Genomic DNA, 24,969 nt, shown 5'->3' with positions numbered 1-24,969 from the left:
ACGTGCTTTTGACGCGGCTCGAACTGTCCCGGCCCCCGACCGACTGGTGCGCCGCCCTCCCCGTGGTTCGCCATCTTGAGTCGCAAGGGCTGACCTTCACCGAGCGGGTGACGTTCCTGGTGGGGGAGAACGGATCGGGGAAGTCCACCTTGGTGGAGGCCATCGCCGACGCGTGCGACATCAACTCCGAGGGCGGCAAGGCGGGGACGAAATACGCCTCCACGGGGATGCCCTCTCCGCTCGGGGAGGCGCTGGACGTCGAACTCACCACGACAGGTCTTCGCCTGCTGCGCGGTCCCCGGCGCGGGCGGCGGGGCTTCTTCTTCCGGGCTGAGACGCTGTTCACCCTGGGACAGCACGTGTCCGGCATGAAGGGGTTCTGGGAGGACGACCTCACGGAGCAGTCGCACGGCGAAGGGTTCTTCACGGTCCTCGACCGCATGGTGTCAGGGCCGGGGCTCTATCTGCTGGACGAACCCGAAGCGGCCCTGTCGTTCCGGTCCTGCCTTCGCCTGCTCGCCCTCATGCACCAGGTCGCCGGCGAAGGCGGGCAGATCATCTGCGCGACGCACTCGCCGATCCTGGCCGGCCTGCCGGGAGCGCAGATCGTCGAACTGGGCGACCACGGCGTCCAGCGCACCGAGTGGGAGTCACTCCAGCTGGTCGACGACTGGCGGCGCTTTCTCACCAAGCCGGACCTCTACCTGCGGTACGTGCTCGAAGAGGACTGACGACGACCACGGCCTCGTTCACCCCGCGCCGGAGCTGAGCTTGTCGGCGACGGCCTTGGCCACCTCCATCGCGCCCCGGGTCAGCCTGCCCTCCGGGTCCTCGGTGACGCGGCGGTCGTACGTCACCTCGATCACCGCGTTGCTCACGCGGACCCCCACGACCGCCGTCGTCGGTCCCTTGCCCGTGTCGCCCGGCAGGGTCCACCCGGTGACGAAGGAGTCGTCCCCGACGATCGGGTCGGGCTTGGTGTAGCCCTTGGGGATCAGTGCGGCCTCGCCCCTGCGGGCGACGAACTGCTCATGCGCCTCGGCCACACCGCCGGTGAACACCTTCGTGTACACCTTCAGCTTGTGGTACATGTTGTCCGGGATCCCGGCGCCGAACCTGGGCAGCGTCCCCCACTCGCACTCCTCCTTGTAGATCTTCGTCTCCTTGGGGAAGAGCACGAGCTTGACCCGCAGGTCCTCACCGACGAGCTTGCACGGATCGACCTCCTTGGTGAACTTCGCCTCCCCCGTCGGCACCGGCTCGCTGGTCGAAGGCTGCTCGGTGGGCGAGGCCGGCGGCGGCGTGCCGGGCTCCGTGGCCTTCTCCGTGGGCCGGGACGTCCGCGCGGAGACCTGCGTGATGACGGGCGCGGGCGGCGGCTGCCTGGTGGCCAGGAAGACGATGGTGAACACCATCAGCACGAGCACCGCCATCGCCCCGCTGAGCAGGCCGGGCGTCATCCGGAGACCGGGCCGCTTGGTGGGAGCCGTGTTCGGGTAGTCGTTCATCTCGTTCGTGGCGGGGCGGCCGCCACGTCTCCTCTCCGCGAGTCTGGGGGAACTGCTGCCCGCATCAGCCGGTGTCCTGGGGCGAGGTGTTCCTGAGGGTGTCCGCCGCCGCTCCGGCGAGCTTGAGCGCCCAGTTCTGGTGCTTGGCCTGGGGCTTGGACTCGCCGAACGTGGCCGCGTCGATCTGCACGACCACGTTGCTGACCCGCAGCCACACGATGCTGTGGGTCTGGGTGAACGTCGTCGCGTACCAGTTCTGGCCGAAGGCGCCGTCCCCGACGCCGGGGAGATCGCGTACGGCCTGGTAGGTCGAACCGCCGCTGCTGCCCGTCTTGGAGGCCTGAGCTTCCTTCCTGCCGCCGAAGACCTTGCGTGCCGCCGCCACCGTGGCCGAGCGGGTGACCTTGACCGTGATCACGTCCTCCCCGCCGTTCCAGCCGCACTCGGCGGGGTCCATCCCGGACTGCCGCTTGGCCAGGCCGGGAATGATCTTCGCGGCCTGGTCCTCCGGCACCAGGCCGCACGCGCTGGGCGCGGTGGCGAACTTGCCGTCGCCCGGTGCGCGCGGGGACGCGGTCGTGCCGGCCGTGGGACTCGGTGGCGGGCTGGAGGGCGGTCCACTGGACGGCTCGTTCGAGGGCCCGTTCGACGGCTGGGCGATCGGGCGGGTCTCCGGGGGCGGGGTCGTCCCGTTGGCGGCGTTGACCAGGAGCACCACGCTCACCGTGACGGCGGTGGCGGCCGTCAGAGCGGCCAGCACCAGGGGCAGCCTGCTCCTGCTCCGGGTCACCGGCATCGTGGCGACGCCGGTGGAGGGGTCGGTGGGTGGCCTGGCGGGGGTGACGGAGCCCCCGACCGGGCGGCGGGTGGGCAGGGGGGCCGCGATCGGGCCGAGCACGTCCTTGATCACGGAGAGCGGCGGGCGCGCGGCCGGGTTCTTGTCCAGCAGCGCCATGAGCAGGCCGCCGATCGGCCCCGCGTGCACGGCGGGCAGCGGGGGCTGGGTGAGCACCGCCGCCACCATCGCCATGGGGGTGTCGCGCCGGAACGGGCTCTGCCCCTCCACCGCCGTGTACAGGGTGGCGGCCAGCGACCAGTGGTCGGAGGCCGGGCCCGTGGGCTCGCCGCGCAGCCGTTCCGGCGCGATATACCCGGGCGTGCCCGACTGCTCGGCCGCAGCGAGCGCCGAGGCGGCGCCGGGGCCGCCGCCGGTCCACGCGCCGCTCCGCGGATCGGCCTGCGGGCCGTGCCCGGGGCCGGTCCGGGGGTCGATCTGCGGGTCGATCTGGGCGGCGATGCCGAAGTCGGTGAGGATGGCCTCGCCCGCGTCCGTGATGATCACGTTGCCGGGCTTCACGTCACGGTGCAGGATCCCGCGCCGGTGCGCCGCGTCGAGCGCGTCGAGCACCCGCAGCCCGATGGTGGCCACCTGCCCGGCGGGGAGCCGGCCGGACTCCTTGATCAGGTCGGCCAGCGACCGGCCCGCGAGCAGGTCCATGACGATCCACGGCTGCCCCTGCTCGGCGATGACGTCGTGCACGGTGATGATCGCGGGATGGTTCAGCGCGGCGGCGGCGCGGGCCTCGCGCAGGGTGTCCGCGAGCGCCTTGTCCCTGCGGGCCGGGTCGGAGGGCAGGCGTACCTGCTTGACCGCGACCTCGCGGCGCAGCACCGCGTCCTGCGCCCGCCAGACCGTGCCGGCGCCGCCCGCCCCCAGCGGTGCGACCAGGTGGTAACGCCCGGCGACTACGTGCATGCGTCAGCCCTTGGCGTCGAGGTTCTCGGCGAGGTACTTGATCGCCTTCGGGATCTTCTGCCGCAGCGTGGGGTCCTCCTTGACGTCACGGGTGTAGCGGACCTCGCCCACGATGTTGCCGGTGCTGAACACCGAGTAGACCGTGACCCTCTTGGAGCTGAACGTCGTCTCCTGCACCTCCCAGGCGACCGCCTGGTCACCGGCGTCGGGGATCTCGAAGACCTCGCCGTGCTTGGCGCCGCTGCCGCCCCGGCCCGCCTCCGACTCGGCCTTCGCCTTGGCGCCCTGCACGTGCTCCTCGGCGAGCTTGGTCTCGTAACCGTCGCCCTGCTGGGCGTACAGGTAGAAGGTGGCGTAGATGGCGAGGTCGCCGCTGTCGCGCAGCGCGCCCCAGCCGCACCTGACGCTGGGCTCGGTGCTGGAGGTCACGTACCGGCCCACCAGCTCGGTGGCCTGCTGCCGGGTGAGCAGCTGGCACGGCCTCGGGACCGCGGTGAACTTGCCGGGGGTACGCGCGACCGGCGAGCCGGTGGGCGCCGGGGTGGCGGACGGTGCGGAGGTGCCGGTCGGCGTCGCGGCGGGCGTGGGCCGCTCGGTCTTCGCCGTGACGGTCGGGGCGGCGACCGGCGTGGTGGCCGGTGCGGCGGGCCCGGACGAGGTGGCCAGGATGATCGCCAGGGCCGCGACGAAGGCGACGGTCACGGCCGCCGCGGAGCCGTACACCGGGATCCGGGGCAGCGTCCAGGACGCCGGGAGCGCCGACGGGACGGTGGCGGCGGTGCGGCCGGTGAGGTGCTGCAGCGACTCCCTGAGCGCCACCGTGTCGGGGCGCTGCATCGGGTTCTTCTCCAGCAGCCGCATGAGCACGGGCGTGAGGGCGCCGGCCCGCTGCGGCGGCCTGGGCGGCTCGGTCATCACCGCGCCGTGCGTGGCCATGGCGGTCGGACGCGCGAAGGGCGGCACGCCCTCGACGGCCGTGTAGAGCGTCGCCCCGAGCGACCACAGGTCGGAGGCGGGCCCGGCGGCCCGGCCCGGCTCCTCGGTGAGCGTCTCGGGAGCGGTGAACCCGGGCGTGCCCATGGGCGCGCCGCCCTGCGGCCCGCCGCCGGTCCGCGTGGCGATGCCGAAGTCGGACAGCAGGATGCGGCCGTCGTCGGCCAGCAGCACGTTGCCCGGCTTGACGTCACGGTGCAGCAGGCCGCGCGCGTGCGCGGCGGCCAGGGCCGACAGCACGAACAGGCCGATCGAGGCGGCCCACTCCGGCGACATCGGCCCGCCCGACTTCACCACCTGGTCGAGGGAGCGCCCGTCGACCAGCTCCATCACGATCCACGGCTCACCCCCGTCCTCGACCACGTCGTGGATCGCGACCACGGCCGGGTGCCTGACCTCGGCGGCCGTCCGTGCCTCGTGCAGGGTGCGCATGCGCAGCCGCGCCTGGTCGTCGGGCGACAGGTTCGGCGGCAGGTGCACCTGCTTGATCGCCACCTCGCGCCCGATCCCGGTGTCGAGGGCCCGCCACACCACACCCATCCCGCCGCGGCCGATGGGCGCGAGCAGCTGGTAGCGCCCGCCCACGAGTCGTGGCTGGTTCATCGCATCACTCCTGGCGTCCTAGCGCCGCCGCGATCCATCGGGCGGCGTCACGCGCGCCTTTGCGCATGGCCTCATCGTCGCCGATCTTCCCGGCGTCGATGTACTTGATCTCCATAACGACGTTGCTCATCCGGAAGACGACGTCGTGCCGCTCCACCTGGCCCTTCGGGTTGACCAGCTCGTAGCTGAACGCCTCGTCCCCGATCCCGTTGACCTCCTCGTACGACCTGCGCTTCTGGGTGATCAGCTTGTCCAGGCCGATGCCCGGCCAGTTCCAGGAGAGCTCGGCCCCCGACTCGGCCACGTTGAGCGTGTTGACGAACTTCTCCGACGCCTCGTCCACGCTGCGGCCCCAGGCGCTCTCCAGCGGCTCCGGGCGCAGCGGAACCACCGCGACGCCCTTGCCGCGCGTCGTCCACTCGCAGCCCTCGTCCCTCTGCTTGCCCTTGGCCGGCGCGGCCGGGACCAGCCGCCGCACCTGGGTCGGCGTCAGGAGCGTACACGGGCTCACCGGGACCTCGAACTTCGCCTCCGCCACGGTGGGCTTCGCGGTGGCCGGCTCCGACGGCTCGGGGGTGGACGGGGCGGAGGTGGCGGGCGGCGCGGCGGTCTCCGGCGTGGACGGCCGCGGGGTCGGCTCCGGCTTGAGCAGCGTGGTGCCGGCCACGGCCGCCACCGTGACGACCGCGGCCGCCGCGGTCGCCGCCACTCCGATGATGAGCGGCCGGCGCCCGCTCTTCCGCGGGGGCGCGGGCAGCGGCGCCATCGGCTCCTGGCCCTCCGCCACCCGTTGCAGCAGGTACGCCGCCGAACGCGGATCGGGACGTTCGTGCGGCTCGCGCGCCAGCATGTGCATGAGCACCGGCCCGAGGCTCCCGGCCCGGACCGGCGGCCGGGGCGGCAGGGTGAGCGCGTCGCGCAGCACGGCCATGGGGGAGGTGCCGACGTAGGGGGCCTGCCCCTCGACGGCCGAGTACAGGGTGGCGGCCAGCGACCACAGGTCGGAGGCCGGGCCGCCGCGCTCGCCGCGCAGCCGTTCGGGAGCGATGTATCCGGGCGAGCCGATGAGCAGGCCGGACTCGGTGATCGTGGCCAGGTCCTCCAGCCGGGCGATGCCGAAGTCGGTCAGCACCACCCTCCCGTCGTCGGACAGGAACACGTTGGCCGGCTTCACGTCACGGTGCTGGATGCCGTGGGCGTGCGCGGTGGACAGCGCGTCCAGCACCCGCAGCCCGAGCGCCGCCACCCGCTGCGGGGCCCAGGGACCCTCGGCGGCCACCGCGTCCTTGAGGTCGCGGCCCTTCAGCAACTCCATGACGATCCAGGGCATGCCGTTGTGGGTCAGCACGTCGTGGATCTTGATGATCTCCGGATGGCGGAGCTGGGCCGCGGCCATCGCCTCGCGGATCGAGCGTTGCAGCGCCTCCTCCCGCTCGGCGGGGGAGAGCGAGTCGGGGAGCCGCACTTCCTTGATCGCGACCTCGCGGTCGAGGAGTTCGTCGTGGGCGTGCCAGATGGTTCCCATGCCTCCTTGACCGAGTGCTCCGAGCACGCGGTAACGGGAGGCGATTCTCTCTTGAGGAAGTCCAGGCACAATGGCAACAGTATTGAGACCCCCTTTCACTTCGCTATATTTCGCCCCAATCCCTCTGACGACCGACCCTTCGGAGCGAAGATGACCACTGGACCTCCCGTGCCTCCCGCGTCGTACTGGCCGGACGGGGGCAGCACCCGGCCGGCGACGTCGAAGCCGCCGGGCTGGGCGGTGGGCATCATGTCCGCGGCCGCGGTGGTGGCGCTGATCGGCGGCACGGTCCTCGCCACCCGTGACGCGGGCTCCGGCACGCCCGTCGCGCAGCCTCCCCCCGAGGTGGAGCTTCCCGTCTCCCCGCCTTCCGAAGGGCCGTCCGCGAGGCCGTCGCTCGAGCCCTCGTCCGCCGCCCCCGAGGAGACCTCTGAGGAGACCCCCGAGGCGTCCCCTTCCGCGACCGCCACCTCCACCTTCGCGCCGGTCGCGGACGTGCCCGAGGTGTGCGACCTGCTGCCGGAGAGCCTGACCTCGCGGCTGGCGCCCAAGAGCTCGTCGGCGCCCGGCGTCGCCAAGGACGGCTACGGCGCCAAGCGGAAGGACTGCCGCTGGGACCAGAAGGGTTACCACATGGTCGGCGGCTACAACCTGTCGCGGTCGATCAACGTCAAGGTCAACGCCTTCCAGGATCATGACAACGCCCTGGAGGACGCCGACTTCATGTGGGACTCGATGCGCGACTTCTCCGGCCAGACGCGCGAAGATCCCTACAACACGAAATATGGGGAGATCAAGGAGGTTTCCGGGCTGGGCGACTCGGCGTACATGATCTACAGCGAGCACACCGTCAGACGCACCTCGACCGCCTGGATCTACGTCGTGCGGGGGAACGTCACGGTCGACATCAGGTTCACCGGCGCCGACAACAAGGGCCGCGAGATCCTGTCCGACGAGAACAGCCGCCCGGTGCCCGAGGCGGAGATGCTCAAGGGCGTGGAGGAGATCGCCAAGGAGGTCGTCAAGGGCCTGAACGGCTGATCCGGGCGAAGCCGCCGACAGGGGATTCAGCGGCGGACGCGGTAGCGCAGGTGCAGCACCCGGTCGCCCTGGACCACCGCGTGCGGATCCTCCAGCAGGTGCTGGGCGTCGATCGACCCGAAGTAGCGCCGGCCCGAGCCGAGGACAACGGGCACGACGTCCATCGCGACCTCGTCCACCAGCCCGAGCGCCAGCGCCTGGCCGCCGATGTCGCCGGCCGCCACGGCGACGGTGCGCTCACCGGCCAGCTCCGCGGCCTTGGCCACGGCCTGCGCCACGTCGGCGACGAAGTGGTACGGCGCCTCCGGGTGCCATCCCTCCGGCCTGGGCCGGTGCGACACGACGACCACGTGCTCACCCGTCGCCGGCCTGCCCTCCCAGCCGTTGGTGAGGTCGAACAGCCGCCGCCCGATCACCATCGACCCGACGCCCGCCCAGATCGGCCGGACGTAGTCGGCCGAGGCCCGCGAGACCTTCATCGGGCCGCCTTCGACGAGTGCGACGTCGCCGTTGAAGTACCAGTCGAACAGCGGGCCGACCTCGTCCTTCCGGTCGGCGATGAAACCGTCGACCGAAACGACGTTGTGCATGATCACCGTGCTCATTCGCGTCTCCTTGACGTCCGCGGGGTGTCCCCGCCCGTGTTGCGCTTTCACCAGGGCGTCGAACGGCGGAACGCCGGATCGACATCCGGCGCGACGAATCTCAGGAGAATCTCGCCGGGCGCCGGGAAGGCGGCTCCGGGCGGCGGGAAAGGCGGCGAAAGGACTCCCCTAGGGGTGATTCCCGAGGCCTGGGGTGGTACGGGCGGGCCATCGCGTACGTGCGAAGACGTATCCCGGTTGCCTCCCTGGGCCTGACGTTCCCCGGCGCCGGTTTCGCGACGCTGAACGCAGACGAAATCGACGACCTCGACGAGGGAGCCCGGGATGACCGCCACCATCGACACCATGATCTCCAGACTGGCCGCCTGGCTGAGCCGGCACAGCATCGACGTCCTGCGGGTCAGCCTCGGGCTGGTCTTCGTGGCCTTCGGCACGCTGAAATTCTTCCCAGGAGTCAGCCCGGCGGAGGCGCTGTCCGTGGCCACGCTGGAGAAGTTGTCCCTGGGCCTGCTGTCGGGCTACGCGGCGCAGGCCGTGATCGCCGCCATGGAGGTCTTCATCGGCCTCACGCTGGTGACCGGCAAGCTGCTCAAGACCGGCCTCGTGGTGATGACCGGCGCGCTGGCCGGGTTCTTCGCCCCGTACGCGCTCTTCTTCACCGATCTGTTCCCCGGCGCGCCGACGCTGGAGGCGCAGTACATCTTCAAGGACATCGTCCTGGCCGCCGCGGCCATGGTGATCGCGGCCCGCGCGCTCGGCGCCCGCCTGGTCCCGGTCCGCGAGCCCCTGGAGCGGGTTCACGAGCTCCGCGAGCGGGCGGCGGCCTAGCCGGCCGGACGCGGCGGCGCCTTCCGGATCCGGTCCGGGGAGCGCCGCCGCGTTCGACCGCCGCGAAGACCTGGGTGAGGTCGGCGCGGAACCGGTCCTTCGCCAGGGCCCGCCCGGCCCGGATGTTGGAGAAGCGGGCCCGGCGGCGGTCGGGCAGCGCGTTCCACAGCCACCGTGCTGCTCTACGCCGCCGAGCTGGACGCGCTGACCGGTGCGGACGACGGGCGCGCGGAGCCCTTGGGCCAGAGGTAGCTGCCGGGACGGCGGCGCTCCAGCCGCAGCGACCCGACCGTGAACCGGCACACCAGCTCCTTCACCCAGGCGGCCACCCGGCCGCGCAGGACGAACTCCACCGGCGAGTCGTCGCTCCTGACGAACTGGATCAGGCCGTCGCGCCGCCCCAGGCTGACGCACTGGATCAGGTACCGGAACCGGAACGGCCGCGCGGCGCGACCGGCGGCCCTGGCGTTGACGACGTCGGCCGCGTGCGCCGCGATCGGCATCCCGGCCGCGCACGACATCCGGGACGCCCCGCCGGGCACCCGAACGGCCGCCGCGTCGCCGACGACGTACACCTCGGGATGCGACACCGACCGCAGCGTCTCGTCCACCAGGGCCCGCCCGCGCGGGTCCACGGCCAGCCCCGCCTCTGCGGCCAGCGGCGGCACCACGAACGACGCGGCCCAGACCACCACGTCGGCCGCCAGGTCGCCCCGATCCGTCCTGAGCACGCCGGGTCCCGCTCCCGTCGCCCGCGTCCCCGCGTGCGTGCGGACGCCGAGCCTGGCGAAGGTGCGGGCCAGATGCCGCCGGCCCTTCTCCGACAGCCCGGCCCCCGGCTCGCCGCCGGTGACCAGCGACACCCGCCAGGACGGATGGCGCTCGGCCAGCTCCGCGGCCATCTCGACGCCGGTCAGCCCGCCGCCGACCACGGCCACCTCGCCACTGCCCGCTTCGAGCCGGGCGCGCAGCTCACCGGCCCTCTCGGCGGTGTAGGCGTGTTCGGCGACGCCGGGGGCGCTCACGTCGGTCCCGCTGCCCAGGGCGTACACGAGCGTGTCGTACGGGAAGACCCGCCCGTCGTCCGTGCGCACCCGCCGCGCCTGCGGATCGATGCCGCTCACCCGTGCCTGGACCGTGGCGATGCCGGTGCCCGCGGTCAGCTCGGCCAGCGGGATCGTCACGCTCGGCCGTCCCGCCGCCAGCTCGTGCAGCCTGATCCGCTGCCGGAAGGACGAGTCCGCGCTGATCAGCGTGATCCGGTGGGTACGGTCCAGCCGCAGCGCCGTGGTGAGGCCCGCGTAGCCCGCTCCGATGACCAGGATGTCCATGTCCGCCTCCTTGAGAATTCCATCTGCGGGACAGACGGCACGGCGGAGGAGAACGTGAGCGTGAGTCGGGTCACACGCCGGTGAGCTTGGCCGGGTTCCGCACGTGACACACCTCGGTGATACGGCCGTCGGCGACGGTGAAGGCCAGCACGGAGTCCACGGTGCCGTCCGCGTTCCTGACCACCACGCCGGGAGCGTCGTTGACCTCGGTGAACTCGGAGGTCATGCCCGCGTACCAGCGTTCGACCAGGCCGCGCACCAGCCGGGCCACCCGCTGCGCGCCCACCACGGGCACCAGCGCCGCGCCGACCACGCCGCCGCCGTCGGCCCGCCACACCACGTCGGGATCGAGCACCGCGACCAGCCCGCTCAGATCGCCGGTGGTCGCGGCGGCGGCGAACGCCGCCACCGCCTTGCGGTGGGCCACCCGGTCACCCGTGCGGCGCGGCGCGTACTCGCGCACCCGGCCGCGGGCCCGCGAGGCGAGCTGCCGCACCGCGTCGTCGCTGCGCCCGAGCACGCGGGCGATCTCGTCGAACGGCACCGCGAACACGTCGTGCAGCACGAACGCGGTCCGCTCGGCCGCCGACAGCCGCTCCAGCACGGCCAGCAGCGCCAGGCTGACCGATTCGTCCATGGTGGCCCGGTCCTCCGGGCCCGGTTCCCGCACCACCGGCTCGGGCAGCCACTCCCCGACGTACGACTCGCGCCGGGCCCGGGCGGAGGTGAGCGCGTCGTAGCAGATCCGGCTCACGGTCGTGGTCAGATAGGCGCGCACGTCCTCGACGGCACCCGGAGTCGCCCGCTGCCAGCGCAGCCACGCCTCCTGGAGCGCGTCGTCGGCGTCGGCGCGGGTGCCCATGATCCGGTACGCCACCCCCCACAGGTGGGCGCGGTGGGCCTCGAAGTCCGCCAGCCGGGCGGCGTCACCATCCTGCACGAGGCTCACCCTGCGCCCGGACCCCGGAGCACGTCAACTCGGGTCTCATGAGCCGAAGGCCCGCCGGTAGGCGTTGGGGCTGACGCCGGTCGTCTTCTTGAAGCGGTCGCGGAAGGCGGTCGGCGAGCCGAAGCCGACCTGCGCGCCGATGCGCTCGACGGGATGACGGGTGGTCTCCAGCAGGTGCTGGGCCTGCCGGACGCGGGCGCGGTGCAGCCACCGCAGCGGGGTCGTGCCGGTCTGCTCGCGGAAGCGGCGGATCAGCGTACGGGTGCTCATCCCGGCCTGGGCGGAGATGTCGTCGAGGGTGAGCGTGCGGGCGAGGTTGTCCTGGAGCCAGACGAGCAGCGGCTCCAGCTCGGCGCCCCGGGGCGTGACCTGGTGGTCGTGCGCGATGAACTGGGCCTGCCCGCCCTCGCGTTCCAGCGGCATCACGGACAGCCGGGCGGCGTCGGCGGCCACGGCCGAGCCGTAGTCGCGGCGGATCAGGTGCAGGCACAGGTCCAGCCCGGCGGCGGCGCCGGCCGAGGTGAGGAACTGGCCGTTGTCGACGTACAGGACGTCGGGGGCGACCTCGAGCCGGGGGTGGCCGGCGGCCAGCCGGTCGGCCAGGATCCAGTGGGTGGTCACCCGCAGGCCGTCCAGCAGCCCGGTCGCGGCCAGGGGGAACGCGCCTGAGCAGATGGAGGCCATCCGGGTGCCGGCCGCGGCGGCCGCGCGCAGCGCGTCGCGGACGGCGCCGGGCAGCGGCGCGAACGGCGTCGCGGTGCCCGGCACGATGATCGTGTCCGCGCCCTTGAGCCCGTCCAGGCCCCAGGGCGCGCGCAGCGTGAACGCCCCGGCGTCGATCTCCGGCCGCTGCGCGCACACCCGGATCCGGTAGCCGGGCCGGCCGCCGGGCAGCCGCGCCCGGCTGAAGGCCTCGATCGGGGTGGACAGGTCGAACGGGATCACCTGGTCGAGCGCGAGGACCGCGACGGTGTGCATGGCGCGAACCTACCTCCGCGCACCGCCGGTCCCGCGCCCGCCCCTGGCCGTGACCTGGCCGGACGGGCCTGGCGGGTTTCCGTTGACAGCCGCCTTCAGCGCCAGGCCGGGTGCCCGGTCGTTGACCGCCAGGCCAGGTGCTCAGCCGCCTTCGGCGCCAGGCCGGGATTCAGCGGCCGATCGGGTGCCAGACCGTCTTGACCTCCAGGAAGGGGCGGATCCGCGCCAGCCCGGGATCGGCGTCGGCCCAGTCGTCCCGGCCCGGCCGCAGCACCCGCTTGAGCGTGCCGGCCGCCAGCTCCTCCAGCTCGGCCGCGAGCGCGCCGGCGCCGGTCAGGTCCAGGGCGTTCACGTCGGCGTGCCCGGCCAGCGGCGGGGCCAGCTCGGCGACCCGGCCGGTCAGGATGTTCGCCACGCCGGCCGGCAGGTCGGAGGTGGCCAGCGCCTCGGCCAGCGTCACGGCCGGCAGCGGGACGCGCTCGCCCGCCACCAGGACGGCCGTGTTGCCCGAGGTGATCACCGGCGCGAGCACGGACACGAGCCCGAGCAGCGACGATCCGGCCGGGGCCAGCACGCCCACGACGCCGGTCGGCTCGGGATCCGACACGTTGAAGTAGGGGCCGGACACCGGGTTCGCGCCGCCGAGCACCTGACCGATCTTGTCGGCCCACCCGGCGTAGTAGACCCAGCGGTCCACCGCCGCCGAGACCAGCGCCTGCGCCCGCCCCGCTTTCACGCCCTCGGCCGCGGCCACCTCGGCCGCGAACTGGTCCCGCCGCCCCTCCATCATCTCGGCGATCCGGTAGAGGATCTGACCCCGGTTGTACGCGGTCCGCCCCGACCAGCCGGGGAACGCCTTCCGCGCCGCCACGACGGCGTCCCGCACGTCCTTGCGGGAGGCCAGGGCCGCGTTGGCGAGGTGATCTCCGGCCGCGGACGTCACGGGATACGACCTCCCTGATTCCGAGCGCGGGAACGCGCCACCGATGTAGAGCTTGTACGTCCTGCGCACGCCGACCCGCGCCGCCGCCGTCTCGCCCGTCGAGGTCAGCTCAGCCATCAGATCCTCCTGAGGGGACCGTCGTCTTCAGGCGACGGGGGAATCGGGAGCGGGAGGGCCGTCAAGGCTCGAGCGTGTATTGACCTGTCAGGTCTGCGCATCAGAGATCTCCGTTCATCGCACGTTAGATAGATGACGCTGTTGTAATGATCGTGTGATTGGTCAGGTGCGCACTTCCCCTGGTGCGGCGTACAACCTCGGCTACCACGTGGTGTGGTGCCCGAAGTACCGCCGCCCGCTTCTGAGCTCCCAACTGCCCACACTGTGGTCGCGGTCGTACTTCGTGGCCACGGTTGGCGCGGTGTCCGCCGAGACGGTGCAGCGCTCCATCGAGACCCAGGACGGGCCCGCCCCCAAGGGGAGCGGCCGTGCGTAGGTCGTTCAAGTTCCTGCTGCGCCCCACCCGCCGCCAGGAGATCGCCCTCACCGCCTGTCTCTACGACCACCGCGACCTGTACAACGCCGCCCTTGAGCACCGCCGCACCGCCTACTGCAAGGCGGGCGTGACGATCCGGTACGGCGACCAGTCGGCCGAGTTGAAAGAGATCCGCAAGGCTGACCCGGACGGGCAGGGGCGCTGGTCGGCGGGTTCGCAGCAGCAGACCCTCCGCCGCCTCGACAAGGCGTTCCAGGCGTTCTTCCGCCGTGTCAAGGCAGGACAGGCGCCTGGATATCCGCGCTTCAAGGGCAGGAGATGGTTCGACACGATCGAGTGGCCCGCGCTGAAGAACGGCGCGGCGTGGGACTCTCAGCCGCACGACCCGGTCACCCGGGTCTACCTGCTCGGCATCGGCCACGTCCGTGTTCACCGGCACCGTCCCGTCAAGGGCACGGTGAAGACGATCAGCGTGAAGCGGGAGGGATCGCGCTGGTATGTCGTCCTTTCGTGTGATGACGTGCCCGCGGAGACCCTGCCCGCCACCGGAGCGGTGGCAGGCGTGGACATGGGCGTGGCCTCGCTCGTCACCACCTCGGACGGCACGCATATCGCCAGTCCGCGCCACCTCGCAGCGATCGCCGATCGTCTCGCGATGGCTCAGCGGGATCTGGCCCGCAAGAAGCGAGGCGGCAAGCGGCGGCGTAAGGCCGTCGCCCGCGTCGCCGTCCTGCTCGCCAAGGTGCGGCGTCAACGGCTCGACGGGGCGCACAAGGCCGCGAACGCGCTGGTCCGCGACTACGACCTCATCGCTCACGAGGCGCTTCAGGTCGCGAACATGACCAAGCGGGCAGCGCCCAAGCCGGACGGTGAGGGTGGCTATCTGTGCAATGGCGGGTCGGCCAAGTCCGGCCTGAACCGTTCGATTCTCGACGCGGGTTGGGGGGTGTTCCTGACGGTCCTCGCGCACAAGGCTGAAAGCGCCGGTCGAGAAGTGATCGCGGTGAACCCTGCCAACACCTCCCGCACGTGCGCCCAGTGTGGTCACTGTGCGAAGGAGAACCGCGTCAGCCAAGCCGGGTTCCGGTGTCAGCGGTGCGGGCATGAGGCGCACGCCGACGTGAACGCGGCGATCAACATCTTGAGGGCAGGGCTTGCCCTTCGTGCATCTGCGCAAGCGGCTTAGCGAGAAGCCGCCTCCTTCAGGGGGCGGAGGAGTCACTGACGTAAGCCTCCAACCCGATCAGCCCGCCCTCGCGGCCGTACCCCGACTCCTTGTAACCGCCGAACGGGCTGGTGGGGTCGAACACGTTGAACGTGTTGGACCACACCACCCCGGCCCGCAGCCGGGCGGCGGTCCAGAGCATCAGCGAGCCCTTCTCCGTCCACACCCCCGCCGACAGCCCGTACGGCGTGTTGTTCGCCTTGGCCACGGCCTCCTCCGGCGTACGGAAGGTGAGCACCGACAGCACAGGACCGAAGATCTCCTCGCGGGCGATCCGGTGCGCCTGCGTGACACCGGTGAACACGGTCGGCGGGAACCAGTAGCCGCGCTCGGGCAGCGGGCAGACCGGCGACCAGCCCGTGGCACCCTCGGCCTGCCCGGCGGCGGACAGCTCGCGGATCCTGGCCAGCTGGGCGGCCGAGTTGATCGCCCCGATGTCGGTGTTCTTGTCCAGCGGATCGCCGAGCCGCAGCAGCTCGATCCTGGCCCGCAGCCGCGCCAGCAGCTCCTCCTGAATCGACTCCTGCACCAGCAACCGCGACCCGGCGCAGCACACGTGGCCCTGGTTGAAGAAGATGCCGGTGACGATCCCCTCCACGGCCTGGTCGAGGGCGGCGTCGTCGTAGACGATGTTGGCGCCCTTGCCGCCCAGTTCGAGGGTGAGCCGCTTGTCCGTGCCCGCCACGGCGCGGGCGATCTGCCGGCCCACCTCGGTCGAGCCGGTGAAGGCGACCTTGTCGGCGTCCGGGTGGGAGACCACGGCCCGGCCGGTGTCGCCGGCGCCGGTCACGATGTTGACCACGCCGGGCGGCAGCTCCGCCTCCTGGCAGATCTCGGCGAAGGCCAGCGCCGTCAGCGGCGTGGTCTCGGCCGGCTTGAGCACGACCGTGTTCCCGGTGGCCAGCGCGGGCGCGACCTTCCAGGCCAGCATCAGCAGCGGGAAGTTCCACGGGATGACCTGCGCGGCCACGCCCAGCGGCCGGGCACCGCCGAGCCCGGCGTGGGCCAGCTTGTCCGCCCAGCCGGCGTAGTAGAAGAAGTGGGCCGCGACCAGGGGCAGGTCGACGTCCCTCGTCTCCTTGATCGGCTTGCCGTTGTCCAGCGACTCCAGCACGGCCAGCTCGCGGGCGCGTTCCTGGATGACGCGGGCGATGCGGAACAGGTACTTGCCGCGTTCGGCGCCCGGCAGGCGGGACCACACGTGCTCGTACGCCCGCCGCGCCGCGGTGAACGCCCGCTCCACGTCGGCCTCGCCGGCGGCGGCCACCTCGGCGAGGGGTTCCTCGTCGGCCGGGTTGACGGTGACGATGCGCTCGTCGTTCTTCGCCTCGACGAACTCCCCGTCGATGAACAGGTCGTACGACGGCCGGATGGACACGATCGAACGTGACTCCGGCGCCGGCGCGTACTCGAAGATCTCCACGCCTCTCCCTAGTCGATGGTGTAGTAGTCGGGGCCTGAGTAGTGCCCGGTGGCGAGCTTGGTGCGCTGCATGAGCAGGTCGTTCAGCAGCGTCGACGCGCCGAGCCGGAACCACGCTGGGTCCAGCCAGTCGTCCCCGGCGATCTCCTTGACCAGCACCAGGTAGCGGACGGCGTCCTTGGTGGTACGGATGCCGCCGGCCGGCTTCACCCCGGCCTGCCGCCCGGTCGCGGCCCGGTAGTCCCTGACGGCCTCCAGCATGATCAGCGTGACCGGCAGGGTGGCGGCGGGGGAGACCTTGCCGGTGGAGGTCTTGATGAAGTCGGCCCCGGCGTGCAGCGCCAGCCACGACGCCCGGCGCACGTTGTCGTAGGTGACCAGCTCGCCGGTCTCCAGGATGACCTTCAGGTGCGCCCGGCCGCACTGCTCCTTGACCGCGGTGATCTCGTCGAAGACCTTGCCGTAGTCGCCGGCCAGGAACGCCCCCCGGTCGATGACCATGTCGATCTCGGTGGCTCCGGCGGTCACCGCCGCGCGGGTGTCGGCCAGCTTGACCTCCAGCGACGTACGCCCGGCGGGGAAGCCGGTGGCGACCGAGGCGAGCCCGACGCCGGTGCCCGCCAGCGCCGGCGCGGCCGTGGCGATCATGTCGGGGTAGACGCAGAGGGCTGCCACCGAGGGGGCGGTGGGATCGGCGGGGTCGGGCCGCACGGCCTTGGCCGCCAGCGCGCGTACCTTGCCGGGGGTGTCCGACCCCTCCAGCGTGGTCAGGTCGACCATCCGGATGGCCAGGTCGATCGCCTGCCGCTTCGCGGTCGTCTTGATCGACCGGGTGGACAGGCCGGCGGCCCTGCGGGCCACCCCGACCTCGTCCACACCGGGCAAACCGTGCAGATAGCCCCTCAGGGGGCCGGGCAGGGTGTCAGGCACGGGCGCCACGCCTTTCGATGAGCAGGTTGAGCACGAGGGCGACCAGCAGGATGAGACCGGTCACCACCATCTGGAAGAAGGAGCCGAGGCCGAGCAGGTTGCACAGGTTCCGCAGCACCGACAGCAGCAGCACGGCCACGAACGTGCCGAACACGCCGCCCCGCCCGCCGAACAGGTTCGTGCCGCCGAGCACCACCGCCGCGATGGCGTCCAACTCCAGCCCGTTGAACGCGGTGGGCTGGCCCACGGTCAGGCGGGAGGTGAGCAGCACCCCGGCCAGCGCGGCCAGCCCGCCCGACACGGCGAACACCGTGGTGATCACTCCGCGCACGGGCAGCCCGGACAGCCGGGCCGCCTCCTTGTTGCTGCCGACCGCGTAGACGTACTCGCCGAACGTGGTGCCGCGCAGGATCCCGGCGGCGAGCAGCGTGACCACCACGAAGATGATCCCGACGATCGGGACGTAACCGATGAATCCGCCGCCGAGCAGCTGGAACCCCTCCGACCCGCCGGCCTCGGCCGGCTTGCCGTCGGTCAGCAGGTACGTGAGCCCGCGCACGGCGGTCAGCCCGGCCAGCGTGGTCATGAACGACGGCAGCGTCAGGTACGCCGACAGCCCGCCCATGAACGCGCCGAACGCCGCGCCGGCGACCACGCTGAGCAGGATCGCCGGCAGGACCGGCACGCCCGAGGTCATGAGCAGCGCGACCGTCATCCCGCCGAAGGCCGCCACGCTGCCCACGGACAGGTCGATCCCGGCCGTCAGCACCACCATGGTCATGCCGATGGCCACGATCCCGGTCAGCGACGACTGCTGCAGCAGGTTGGCGATGTTGCGGCCGGTGAGGAACTGCGGGGCCAGCAGCGAGGCGACCACGCACAGGCCGAGGAAGACCAGCAGCAGATTGGACTTGACGATCAGGTCGGCGCCGCGGCGTGAGCGCGTGCCCGGCTCCCCGGTGGCCGAGGTCACCGAGGATCCGATGGATGCGGTCATGGTGTCGCTCCTGTGATGACGGTGTGCGCGATGACGTTCTCGGCGCTGACCCGGGGATCGAAGCGCGCGACGTTGCGGCCCTCGTACAGGACCTGGATCCGGTCGGCGTTGGCGGTCAGCTCGTTGAGCTCGCTGCTGGCGAGCAGGACGGCCACGCCCTGGTCGGCCAGGTGGCGCACCTGGCGGTAGAGGTCGGCCTTGGCGCCCACGTCGAGGCCGCGCGTGGGCTCGTCCAGCAGCAGGACCCTGATCCCGCCGCGGGTGATCCACTTGGCCAGCACGACCTTCTGCTGGTTGCCGCCGGAGAGCTGGCCCACCGGCTGGCCGGGACCGGCCGCCCTGACGCCGAGGTCGGCCAGGGCGGGCGCGGTCAGGCGCCGGCCGAGCCGGCCGGGCAGCAGCCACGGCGGCCTGCCGAGCGCGCCGACGGCGGCGTTGCGGCTCACCGACAGGCCCAGCATCAGCCCCTGCTCCTTGCGGCTCTCCGGCACCAGCGCGAGCCCGGCCCGCACAGCCGCGGCCGGGCTGCCCACCTTGAGCGGGCGGCCGTCCAGGCGGGCCGTGACCTGGGCCTTGACGTCGCCGAACAGGGCGCGCAGCAGTGTGGTGCGGCCAGCGCCGCCGAGCCCGGCGAGCCCGACCACCTCGCCTGGCCGCACCTCGATGCCGCGCACGTCGAGCAGCCCGGGGACGTGCACGCGTTCGACGCTCAGCAGCGGCTCGCCCCCGGGCGCGGGCCTGTCGGTGGCGCCCACGAGCTCACCGGCCTCGCCGATCATGGCCGCGACGATCTCGTCCGCGCCGGTGACGGCCAGGTCGTAGACGCCGACGGCGCGGCCGTCACGCAGCACGGTCGCGCGGTCGCCGATCTCCATCACCTCGTCCATCCGGTGCGAGATGAAGATCACCGAGCGTCCTTCCGCGACGAGGGACCTGATGACCTCGAACACGGCGAGCAGCTCACTCTCGCCGAGCGTGGCCGACGGCTCGTCCATGACGATCACCCGCGCGTCCGCGGTCAGCGCCTTGGCGATGGCCGTGAGCTGCTGGGCCGCGATCGGCAGGTCCCTGACCTTGGCGGTCACCGGGAAGCGGGCGCCGACCCGGTCCAGCGCCCGGCGGGCCAGCCGCGCCCGTTCGGCCCTGCGGACGAACGGGCCCAGCCGGGGCGTGCGGCCCAGCAGCAGGTTCTGCGCCACGGTCAGGTCGGGCAGCAGGTCCAGCTCCTGGTAGATCACCGCGACGCCGGCGGCCAGTCCCGCGTGCGGGGTGGCCGGCGTGTACGGCTGCCCGTCCAGCAGGATCGTCCCCTCGTCCGGCCGGTACGAGCCCGACAGGATCTTCATCAGCGTGCTCTTGCCGGCCCCGTTCTCGCCCAGCAGGCAGTGCACCTCGCCGGGACGCACGCTCAGCTCGACGCCGTCCAGGGCGACGGTGCCGGGGAACCGTTTCACGATCCCGGTCATGCGCAGGCGTTCCGTGCTCATGCGGCCTCCAGGAGATGGCGGGCGTTGTGGTCGTCGGTGATCAGCACGTCGCACAGGCCGCTGGAGACGACGGCCCGGCACACGGCGCGCTTGGCCGCGCCGCTGACCAGCGCGACGGAGGTGGTGGCCGAGCGCAGGACGTCCAGGGAGAGCCCGAGGGTGCGCCCGTCCAGGGCGGGATCGACGATCTTGCCCTCGGCGTCGATGAAGCGCCCGAGCACGTCGCCGACCGCGCCCGCCCGGGCGAGCCTGGACAGGTGGGCGGCGTCGATCTGGCCCGAGTCCACCAGCACCGAGTCGCTGTCCATGCCGCCGGGGCTGAACAGGAACAGGTCGGCGCGGGCGGCCAGGGACAGCACGTCGGCGATGGCCCGGTCGCTCTCCAGCACCGCGCGGGTGCTCTCCTGCTCCAGGATCGCGGGGGCGGCCAGCAGCGTCGCGGTGCCGCCGCCGTGGTGGGCCATCAGACTGGCCATGCTGTGCGCGCTGGTGGGGTGGCGCGACCGGCTGAGCGCGCCGTTGATCTGCACCACGTTGACGCCGGTGGCCCAGCCGGGGGTCAGCCCGCCGGCCAGCCGGTCGAGCGTGCGGCCCCAGGAGACGCCGATCAGGTTCGGCGCGGGCCGCATCTCCATCAGGTGCTCGGCGCCCGCCGCGGCCACCCGGTCGCGCATCTGCTCGGCGTCGTCGCCGCCGACCGCGGCGACCACGACGGCGTCGCGCAGGCCGAAGCGCTCCCTGAGCGAACGCTCCAGCGTGCGGACCCGGGAGCGCGGGTGCAGCACCTCGATCCGGACGATGCCGACCTCGCGCGCCTCGGCCAGCATGCGGCCCACCTTCCAGCGGGTGAGGTGCATCGCGGTGGCGATCTGCTCCTGGGTCTCGCCGCTCTCGTAGTAGCGGACGGCCACCTGGTAGAGCTGGTCGTCGTCACTCATGCGCCGGGCCTCCTCCGGTTGCGGTGGCTCATGCGCAGGGCCCTCGGGTTGCGGTGGCTCATGCGCCCGGCCTCCTTCCGCTGAGGCGGTGGGAGATGCCGGTGGTGGCGGCGGTGGCGGCGCGGTAGTCGGCGTAGCCGTCGCGGTAGGCCGCCACGTTGCCGGGGACCGGCTCGACCGTGCGCACCTTGGGCGCGTAGTGTGCCGCCGCCTCCGCCAGCGAGCCGTGCCGGCCCGAGCCGGCCGCGGCCAGCACCGAGCAGGCCCGCAGCGTCAGGTTGTCGCCGCCGACCAGGTGCACCGGCCGGCCGAGCACGTCGGCGGTGGTCTGCAGCCACAGCTCGTTGTGCTGGATGCCGCCCGACAGGAAGATCTCGTCCACGGCGATCCCGCCGTCGGTGAAGGAGTCGACGACCTGGCGGGTGCCGTACGCGACGCCCTCCACCGCCGCCCGGTAGACCTGCTCGGGCGTGCTGGCCAGGGTCAGGCCGAGCACCGCGCCGCGCAGGTGCGGGTCGCGCAGCGGCGTGCGGTTGCCCATGAAGTAGTCCAGGACGATCAGGCCGTGCTCCACCGGCGGCAGCTGCGCCGCCGCCTTGATCAGCCCGCCGATCTCGGACCGCGGCCGGCCGATGAGCCCCTCGCCCGTCCACGCCAGGACGGAGCCCGCGCTCACCTGGCCGCCCTCGACGAGCCAGCGGCCCGTGCGCAGCGCGTCCGGGTACGGCCCCCACACGGTGGCGGGGAAGACCGGCTCGGCGATCTCCGTGACGAAGGCGTTGGACGTGCCGCAGACGATCGACACCTGGCCCTCGTGCCCGCCGCCGACGGCCAGCAGCGACAGGTGCGCGTCGATCCCGCCGGACACGACGGTGGCCGGTCCGGTGATGCCGAGCTCCGCTCGGGCCGCCGCGCCGAGCGGCCCGACCGGTTCGCCGACGGGCACGATCTCGTCGGGCAGCTTGGCGGCCAGGTCGCCGATGCCGAGTGCCTCGTACAGGTCGTGCGGATGACCGGCGCCGCGCGGATCGTAGTTGCTCTTGCAGACCGCGTTCATCCGCGATCCCGCCCACCGCCCGGTGAGCCGCCAGACCAGGTAGTCCGCCGCCTCGACGATGCGGGCGGCGGCGCGGTAGGTGGCGGGCTCGTGCCGGGCCAGCCACATGGCCTTGGGCACCAGCCACTCCACCGCGTCGCGGCCACCGGAGTACCGCAGGACCGGATGGCCGGTCTCGGCGGTGAGCTCGGACTCCGCGCCGGCCCTGCCGTCCATCCAGAGCAGGGCCGGCCGCAGCGGGCGGCCGTCCCGGTCGAGCACGGCCACGGTCGAGGCCGTGGTCGCCACCGCGATCCCGTCGATCGACGGGCCGCCCGCCTCGGCGAGCGCCTGCCTGACGGCGTGCGCGCCCGCCCGCCACCAGTCGTCCGGATCCTGCTCGGCCCAGCCGGGCCGGGGGAAACGGGTCGGATACCGGTCGGCGCCCGACCCCATGACCGTGCCGTCGACGCCGTAGACCGCCGCGCGGGCGCCTTCGGTCCCCAGGTCGAGGGCGAGGAAGGCAGCCATCGTCAGCCCTCGTTCGGCAGGAAGAGGACCTTGGAGCTGAAGATCGAGCGGTCGCCGAGGCTCGCGATGGTCTCGGGCAGCGCGTCCAGCCCCAGCTCGTGCGTGATCATGAACTTCCAGGCCAGGTCGCCCGAGGCCAGCGACCGCGCCGCCACCCGCCACTCGTCGCCGGGGAAGGGCGCGGAGAAGGAGTTCCAGGCACCGTGCAGGGTGACCTCGCGGCGCAGGAACGAACTGAACGTGGCCTTGGGCAGCACCACGGGCTCGTGCGGGATGCCGATGAAGACGGCCTCGCCGTGCCGGGCGGTCAGCGCCACGGCCTGGTCGACGGTGGCGGGCACGCCCGCCGACTCGATGACCACGTCGTAGCCGTCACCGGCCGTCTCCGCCGCGGCCTGCGCGCTGGTCGCCGTGTGCGTGGCGCCCGCCTCCGTGGCCATGGCCGCCTTCTGCTCGTTCAGCTCGATGACCAGCACCTCGGCGGCCCCGGCGAGCCTGGCCCACTGCGCGGCGAACAGCCCGATGGGGCCCGCGCCCACCACCGCCACCCGCTTGCCGCCGCGCATCTTCGTCCGCCACAGGGCGTGCAGCGCGATCGCGGCCGGGTCCAGCATGGCCGCCGCGCGCGGGTCGAGGTCCGCGGGCAGCACCATCAGGTTCTCCGCGGGCACGGTGACGTACTGCGCGTACGCCCCGTCGCGGCGGCTGCCGAAGTAGCCGTAGTTCTTGCACAGGCTGAAGTGACCCTGGCTGCAGGGGGCGCACTCGTGGCACGGGATCAGCGGGGGCACCGTGACCAGGTCGCCCTCGTGGACGCGGCCGGCGGCGGCCAGGTCCGCGCCGAGCCGTACGACGTGCCCGGAGAACTCGTGGCCGCAGATGATCGGGAAGTGGTACGCCCCGGCGTGCAGCATGCGGGGGACGTCCGAGCCGCAGACGCCGCAGACCGCGACGCGGACGAGCGCCTCGCCGGGACCCGGCTCCGGCACGGGCACCTGCTCGACCCTGATGTCGCCGGGGGCGTGGAGCACCGCGGCCTGCATGGTTTCCGACATCCTTGCGCCTTCCATCCTTCGTTTTCCGGCCTTACTTGGCGGCCTGGGCGAACTCACCCGAGCCCGCGTACTCGGCCGCGTTGTCCGTGTCGATCAGCGCCGTGCCCGCGTCGATGTTCGGCTCGACCTGCTCGCCCTTCTGCACCTTGAGCACCGTCTCGACGGCCTTGGAGCCGAGGGAGATGGGGTCGTTGAGCGCGGTGGCCACGTACTGGCCCGAGGGGATCTGCTTGACCGCCTCCATGAGGCCGTCGACCCCGGCGACCAGGACCTTGTCCTTGCCGTTCTCCTTCAGTACCTGGAGCGCGCCGAGGGCCATGTCGTCGTTGTGCGCGTACACGGCGGCGACGTCGGGGTGGACCTGGAGCAGGTCCTGCATCGCGGTGACGGCCTTGGAGCGCACGTAGTCCGAGTACGGCCCCTCGACGATCTTGATCTTGGGGTTGCCCGCCACGGCCTCGTGGAATCCGGCGCCGCGGTCACGCGCGACCGCGCCGCCCGCGTCACCGCGGATCTCGATGACGGTGCCGCCCTTGGCGCCGAGCTGCTCGCTCAGCCGCTTGCCGACGAGCGCGCCCATCGCCTTGTTGTCCCGCCCGACGTGCGCGACCGCGCCTTCCGGCACCGGCCGGTCCACGGTCACGACCGGGATCCCGGCCGCCTTGGCCGCGGCGAGGCCGGGCTGGACGCCCTTCGGGTCCACCGGGTTGATCAGCAGGACGTCCACCTGGCGGGTGATGAGGTCCTGGATGTCGTTGTTCTGCTTGGTGACGTCGCCGCCCGAGTCGGCGAAATAGAGCGTTCCACCGGCCTTCTCGGCGGCGGCCTCCGCGCCCTCGCGCAGCTGTACGTAGAAGGGGGACTGCTGGGTCGCCTGGCTGAAGCCGATGGCGACGGGACCGTCGTCCTTCTGCCCGGCAGCCCCGGTGGAGCTACTGGTGGAGCCACCAGGGGAGGTGGACACCGAGCACGCGGTCAAGGCGGTGACCAGGAGCAGGGCGGGAATGGTGAACGACCGGAATGCACTCATGGGGGCCTCCGTATGTGACGTAGGTAACGCACCGTAAGTCGGCTATTAACCTGATCGCAACACTTGAGCCAGATTTTGCTCATATGAGCACGAGTGCGAAGGTTGCCCTGATGAGAGGCGTGCCGCGTGGGCACCGGGCGGCGTACGTTGCTTCCGTACGCCTCTATGTCGATCTTTGGAGATGAAGAATGTTCGCAGTGTCCCTGGGGGACGACGGCGCCGAGCTGCGCCCGCTCGAACCGTGGCAGGCCGAGGAGTTCCTGGCCCACCTCGAGCGCGGGCGCGAGTTCATCGGGCGCCACGTCGGGCTGCCCGACCGGGTCCAGGACCTGGAGTCGGCGCGGGCCTTCCTGCGGGAGTACGCGCTCAAGGCGGTGGACGACACCGCGCGCCTGTACGGCATCTGGGCCGAGGCCAAGCTCGTCGGCGGGGTCATCTTCCGCACCATGGACGTCCCGCGGGGCAACGCCGAGGCGGGCTGCTGGCTGGAGCCGTCGGCGGCGGGCAAGGGGCTGGTGACCAGGGCCGTACGCGTGCTCATCGACTGGGCCGTCGAGGAGCGCGGCATCCACCGCGTCGAGTGGGTGGTCTCCTCGGTCAACGAGCCCAGCATCGCCGTGGCCAGGCGGCTCGGCATGACCAGGGACGGGGTGCTGCGCGAGAGCTACCCGTACCGGGGCGTACGGGCGGACATGGAGATCTGGTCGGTGCTCGCGCCCGAGTGGCGGGCCCGCCGCTGACCCGCGGGAAGGCGGACGGAATCGT

General features: G+C 72.4%; 23 protein-coding genes. 6 read left to right on the top strand and 17 right to left on the bottom strand.

The genetic code is table 11. The annotated features are described in order from the left end of the window. The first annotated feature begins 2 nt into the window (after nt 1–2). A complete protein-coding gene (locus B0I32_RS13925; protein ID WP_245955817.1) occupies nt 3–731 on the top strand; it encodes an AAA family ATPase in 729 nt (242 codons plus the stop codon). Between the two features lie 18 nt (nt 732–749). Here B0I32_RS13925 and B0I32_RS13920 read toward each other — a convergent pair whose 3' ends face one another. From B0I32_RS13920 to B0I32_RS13905, 4 genes are all read right to left on the bottom strand, one after another. Further along, nucleotides 750–1,508 carry a hypothetical protein gene (locus B0I32_RS13920; protein ID WP_106238731.1) on the bottom strand — a complete coding sequence of 253 codons (759 nt, stop codon included), beginning with the start codon at nt 1,506–1,508 and terminating at the stop codon, nt 750–752. A gap of 64 nt (nt 1,509–1,572) precedes the next feature. Continuing rightward, on the bottom strand, nt 1,573–3,264 hold the full coding sequence (locus tag B0I32_RS13915; protein ID WP_106238728.1) for a serine/threonine-protein kinase: 1,692 nt from the start codon (nt 3,262–3,264) through the stop codon (nt 1,573–1,575). A 3-nt stretch (nt 3,265–3,267) separates the two neighbouring features. Next, complete coding sequence (locus B0I32_RS13910) at nt 3,268–4,860, bottom strand: serine/threonine-protein kinase (RefSeq protein WP_106238727.1); 1,593 nt, start codon at nt 4,858–4,860, stop codon at nt 3,268–3,270. Nucleotides 4,861–4,864: 4 nt separating this feature from the next. Beyond that, nucleotides 4,865–6,412, bottom strand: coding sequence for a serine/threonine-protein kinase (locus B0I32_RS13905; RefSeq protein ID WP_281262594.1), 1,548 nt, complete (start codon nt 6,410–6,412; stop codon nt 4,865–4,867). A gap of 123 nt (nt 6,413–6,535) precedes the next feature. On the opposite strand from B0I32_RS13905, the gene B0I32_RS13900 reads away from it, so the two are divergent. Beyond that, nucleotides 6,536–7,426, top strand: coding sequence for a hypothetical protein (locus B0I32_RS13900; RefSeq protein ID WP_146178151.1), 891 nt, complete (start codon nt 6,536–6,538; stop codon nt 7,424–7,426). A 26-nt stretch (nt 7,427–7,452) separates the two neighbouring features. Here B0I32_RS13900 and B0I32_RS13895 read toward each other — a convergent pair whose 3' ends face one another. Continuing rightward, on the bottom strand, nt 7,453–8,031 hold the full coding sequence (locus tag B0I32_RS13895) for a dihydrofolate reductase family protein (protein ID WP_106238720.1): 579 nt from the start codon (nt 8,029–8,031) through the stop codon (nt 7,453–7,455). Between the two features lie 324 nt (nt 8,032–8,355). Here B0I32_RS13895 and B0I32_RS13890 point away from each other — a divergent pair, with 324 nt between their 5' ends. Next, nucleotides 8,356–8,859, top strand: a complete 504-nt coding sequence (locus B0I32_RS13890) for a DoxX family protein (RefSeq protein ID WP_106238717.1) — start codon at nt 8,356–8,358, stop codon at nt 8,857–8,859. Nucleotides 8,860–9,041: 182 nt separating this feature from the next. Here the strand turns inward: B0I32_RS13890 and B0I32_RS13880 are convergent, their stop codons facing one another. The 4 genes from B0I32_RS13880 to B0I32_RS13865 form a co-directional block, all read right to left on the bottom strand. Beyond that, nucleotides 9,042–10,190: an NAD(P)/FAD-dependent oxidoreductase gene (locus B0I32_RS13880; RefSeq protein ID WP_106238714.1), complete on the bottom strand. Its 1,149-nt coding sequence runs from the start codon at nt 10,188–10,190 to the stop codon at nt 9,042–9,044. A gap of 70 nt (nt 10,191–10,260) precedes the next feature. Next, entirely contained in the window at nt 10,261–11,130 is an 870-nt protein-coding gene (gene sigJ, locus B0I32_RS13875; protein ID WP_106238712.1) for an RNA polymerase sigma factor SigJ, read from the bottom strand. A 45-nt stretch (nt 11,131–11,175) separates the two neighbouring features. Then, nucleotides 11,176–12,117 (bottom strand): GlxA family transcriptional regulator, encoded by a 942-nt coding sequence (locus tag B0I32_RS13870; RefSeq protein ID WP_106238710.1) that lies wholly within the window; start codon nt 12,115–12,117, stop codon nt 11,176–11,178. 169 nt (nt 12,118–12,286) lie between these two features. After that, entirely contained in the window at nt 12,287–13,177 is an 891-nt protein-coding gene (locus B0I32_RS13865; protein WP_106238707.1) for an aldehyde dehydrogenase family protein, read from the bottom strand. Between the two features lie 166 nt (nt 13,178–13,343). Between B0I32_RS13865 and B0I32_RS13860 the strand changes: the two genes are divergently transcribed. Both B0I32_RS13860 and B0I32_RS13855 read left to right on the top strand, forming a co-directional pair. Then, the gene (locus tag B0I32_RS13860) at nt 13,344–13,553 is read left to right on the top strand and encodes a transposase (protein WP_181307355.1); all 210 of its coding nucleotides are present in this window, start codon (nt 13,344–13,346) and stop codon (nt 13,551–13,553) included. Beyond that, nucleotides 13,546–14,739 (top strand): RNA-guided endonuclease InsQ/TnpB family protein, encoded by a 1,194-nt coding sequence (locus B0I32_RS13855; protein ID WP_106238702.1) that lies wholly within the window; start codon nt 13,546–13,548, stop codon nt 14,737–14,739. Before B0I32_RS13860 ends, B0I32_RS13855 begins: the two co-directional genes overlap by 8 nt. A 16-nt stretch (nt 14,740–14,755) precedes the next feature. On the opposite strand, the gene B0I32_RS13850 is transcribed toward B0I32_RS13855, so the two are convergent. Genes B0I32_RS13850 through B0I32_RS13815 form a run of 8 tightly spaced genes read right to left on the bottom strand, consistent with a single transcriptional unit; the run spans nt 14,756 to nt 24,204 of the window. Further along, on the bottom strand, nt 14,756–16,195 hold the full coding sequence (locus B0I32_RS13850) for an aldehyde dehydrogenase family protein (protein ID WP_219911809.1): 1,440 nt from the start codon (nt 16,193–16,195) through the stop codon (nt 14,756–14,758). 14 nt (nt 16,196–16,209) lie between these two features. Next, the gene (gene deoC, locus B0I32_RS13845) at nt 16,210–17,139 is read right to left on the bottom strand and encodes a deoxyribose-phosphate aldolase (protein WP_106238697.1); all 930 of its coding nucleotides are present in this window, start codon (nt 17,137–17,139) and stop codon (nt 16,210–16,212) included. After that, on the bottom strand, nt 17,123–18,127 hold the full coding sequence (locus B0I32_RS13840) for an ABC transporter permease (RefSeq protein WP_106238695.1): 1,005 nt from the start codon (nt 18,125–18,127) through the stop codon (nt 17,123–17,125). The genes deoC and B0I32_RS13840 overlap by 17 nt, the downstream gene beginning before the upstream one ends. Beyond that, nucleotides 18,124–19,614, bottom strand: a complete 1,491-nt coding sequence (locus B0I32_RS13835; RefSeq protein ID WP_106238693.1) for a sugar ABC transporter ATP-binding protein — start codon at nt 19,612–19,614, stop codon at nt 18,124–18,126. The genes B0I32_RS13840 and B0I32_RS13835 overlap by 4 nt, the downstream gene beginning before the upstream one ends. After that, on the bottom strand, nt 19,611–20,552 hold the full coding sequence (locus tag B0I32_RS13830; RefSeq protein ID WP_106238691.1) for a sugar-binding transcriptional regulator: 942 nt from the start codon (nt 20,550–20,552) through the stop codon (nt 19,611–19,613). Before B0I32_RS13830 ends, B0I32_RS13835 begins: the two co-directional genes overlap by 4 nt. 58 nt (nt 20,553–20,610) lie before the next feature. After that, nucleotides 20,611–22,119, bottom strand: a complete 1,509-nt coding sequence (locus B0I32_RS13825; protein WP_106238689.1) for an FGGY-family carbohydrate kinase — start codon at nt 22,117–22,119, stop codon at nt 20,611–20,613. A 2-nt stretch (nt 22,120–22,121) separates the two neighbouring features. After that, entirely contained in the window at nt 22,122–23,174 is a 1,053-nt protein-coding gene (locus B0I32_RS13820; RefSeq protein WP_219911783.1) for a galactitol-1-phosphate 5-dehydrogenase, read from the bottom strand. Nucleotides 23,175–23,205: 31 nt separating this feature from the next. Then, entirely contained in the window at nt 23,206–24,204 is a 999-nt protein-coding gene (locus B0I32_RS13815) for a substrate-binding domain-containing protein (protein ID WP_106238683.1), read from the bottom strand. Nucleotides 24,205–24,392: 188 nt separating this feature from the next. On the opposite strand from B0I32_RS13815, the gene B0I32_RS13810 reads away from it, so the two are divergent. Continuing rightward, the gene (locus B0I32_RS13810; protein WP_106238680.1) at nt 24,393–24,944 is read left to right on the top strand and encodes a GNAT family N-acetyltransferase; all 552 of its coding nucleotides are present in this window, start codon (nt 24,393–24,395) and stop codon (nt 24,942–24,944) included. Nucleotides 24,945–24,969 lie beyond the last annotated feature (25 nt).

The sequence above is a fragment of the Nonomuraea fuscirosea genome (genome assembly GCF_003001935.1).
GTDB classification, from domain to species: Bacteria; Actinomycetota; Actinomycetes; order Streptosporangiales; family Streptosporangiaceae; genus Nonomuraea; species Nonomuraea fuscirosea.
The sequence above is the reverse complement of the archived record's forward strand: the minus strand, read 5'-3'. Positions and strand labels throughout refer to the sequence as shown.

Excerpts from the sequence above, each read along its gene's own strand:
- B0I32_RS13920 (WP_106238731.1), bottom strand. The coding sequence starts at position 1,508 with ATGAACGACTACCCGAACACGGCTCCCACCAAGCGGCCCGGTCTCCGG.
- B0I32_RS13895 (WP_106238720.1), bottom strand. The coding sequence starts at position 8,031 with ATGAGCACGGTGATCATGCACAACGTCGTTTCGGTCGACGGTTTCATC.
- B0I32_RS13870 (WP_106238710.1), bottom strand. The coding sequence starts at position 12,117 with ATGCACACCGTCGCGGTCCTCGCGCTCGACCAGGTGATCCCGTTCGAC.
- B0I32_RS13830 (WP_106238691.1), bottom strand. The coding sequence starts at position 20,552 with ATGAGTGACGACGACCAGCTCTACCAGGTGGCCGTCCGCTACTACGAG.
- B0I32_RS13865 (WP_106238707.1), bottom strand. The coding sequence starts at position 13,177 with ATGGCTGAGCTGACCTCGACGGGCGAGACGGCGGCGGCGCGGGTCGGC.
- B0I32_RS13880 (WP_106238714.1), bottom strand. The coding sequence starts at position 10,190 with ATGGACATCCTGGTCATCGGAGCGGGCTACGCGGGCCTCACCACGGCG.
- B0I32_RS13915 (WP_106238728.1), bottom strand. The coding sequence starts at position 3,264 with ATGCACGTAGTCGCCGGGCGTTACCACCTGGTCGCACCGCTGGGGGCG.
- B0I32_RS13900 (WP_146178151.1), top strand. The coding sequence starts at position 6,536 with ATGACCACTGGACCTCCCGTGCCTCCCGCGTCGTACTGGCCGGACGGG.
- B0I32_RS13840 (WP_106238695.1), bottom strand. The coding sequence starts at position 18,127 with ATGACCGCATCCATCGGATCCTCGGTGACCTCGGCCACCGGGGAGCCG.
- B0I32_RS13815 (WP_106238683.1), bottom strand. The coding sequence starts at position 24,204 with ATGAGTGCATTCCGGTCGTTCACCATTCCCGCCCTGCTCCTGGTCACC.
- B0I32_RS13835 (WP_106238693.1), bottom strand. The coding sequence starts at position 19,614 with ATGAGCACGGAACGCCTGCGCATGACCGGGATCGTGAAACGGTTCCCC.
- B0I32_RS13825 (WP_106238689.1), bottom strand. The coding sequence starts at position 22,119 with ATGGCTGCCTTCCTCGCCCTCGACCTGGGGACCGAAGGCGCCCGCGCG.
- B0I32_RS13910 (WP_106238727.1), bottom strand. The coding sequence starts at position 4,860 with ATGAACCAGCCACGACTCGTGGGCGGGCGCTACCAGCTGCTCGCGCCC.
- B0I32_RS13810 (WP_106238680.1), top strand. The coding sequence starts at position 24,393 with ATGTTCGCAGTGTCCCTGGGGGACGACGGCGCCGAGCTGCGCCCGCTC.
- B0I32_RS13820 (WP_219911783.1), bottom strand. The coding sequence starts at position 23,174 with ATGTCGGAAACCATGCAGGCCGCGGTGCTCCACGCCCCCGGCGACATC.
- B0I32_RS13890 (WP_106238717.1), top strand. The coding sequence starts at position 8,356 with ATGACCGCCACCATCGACACCATGATCTCCAGACTGGCCGCCTGGCTG.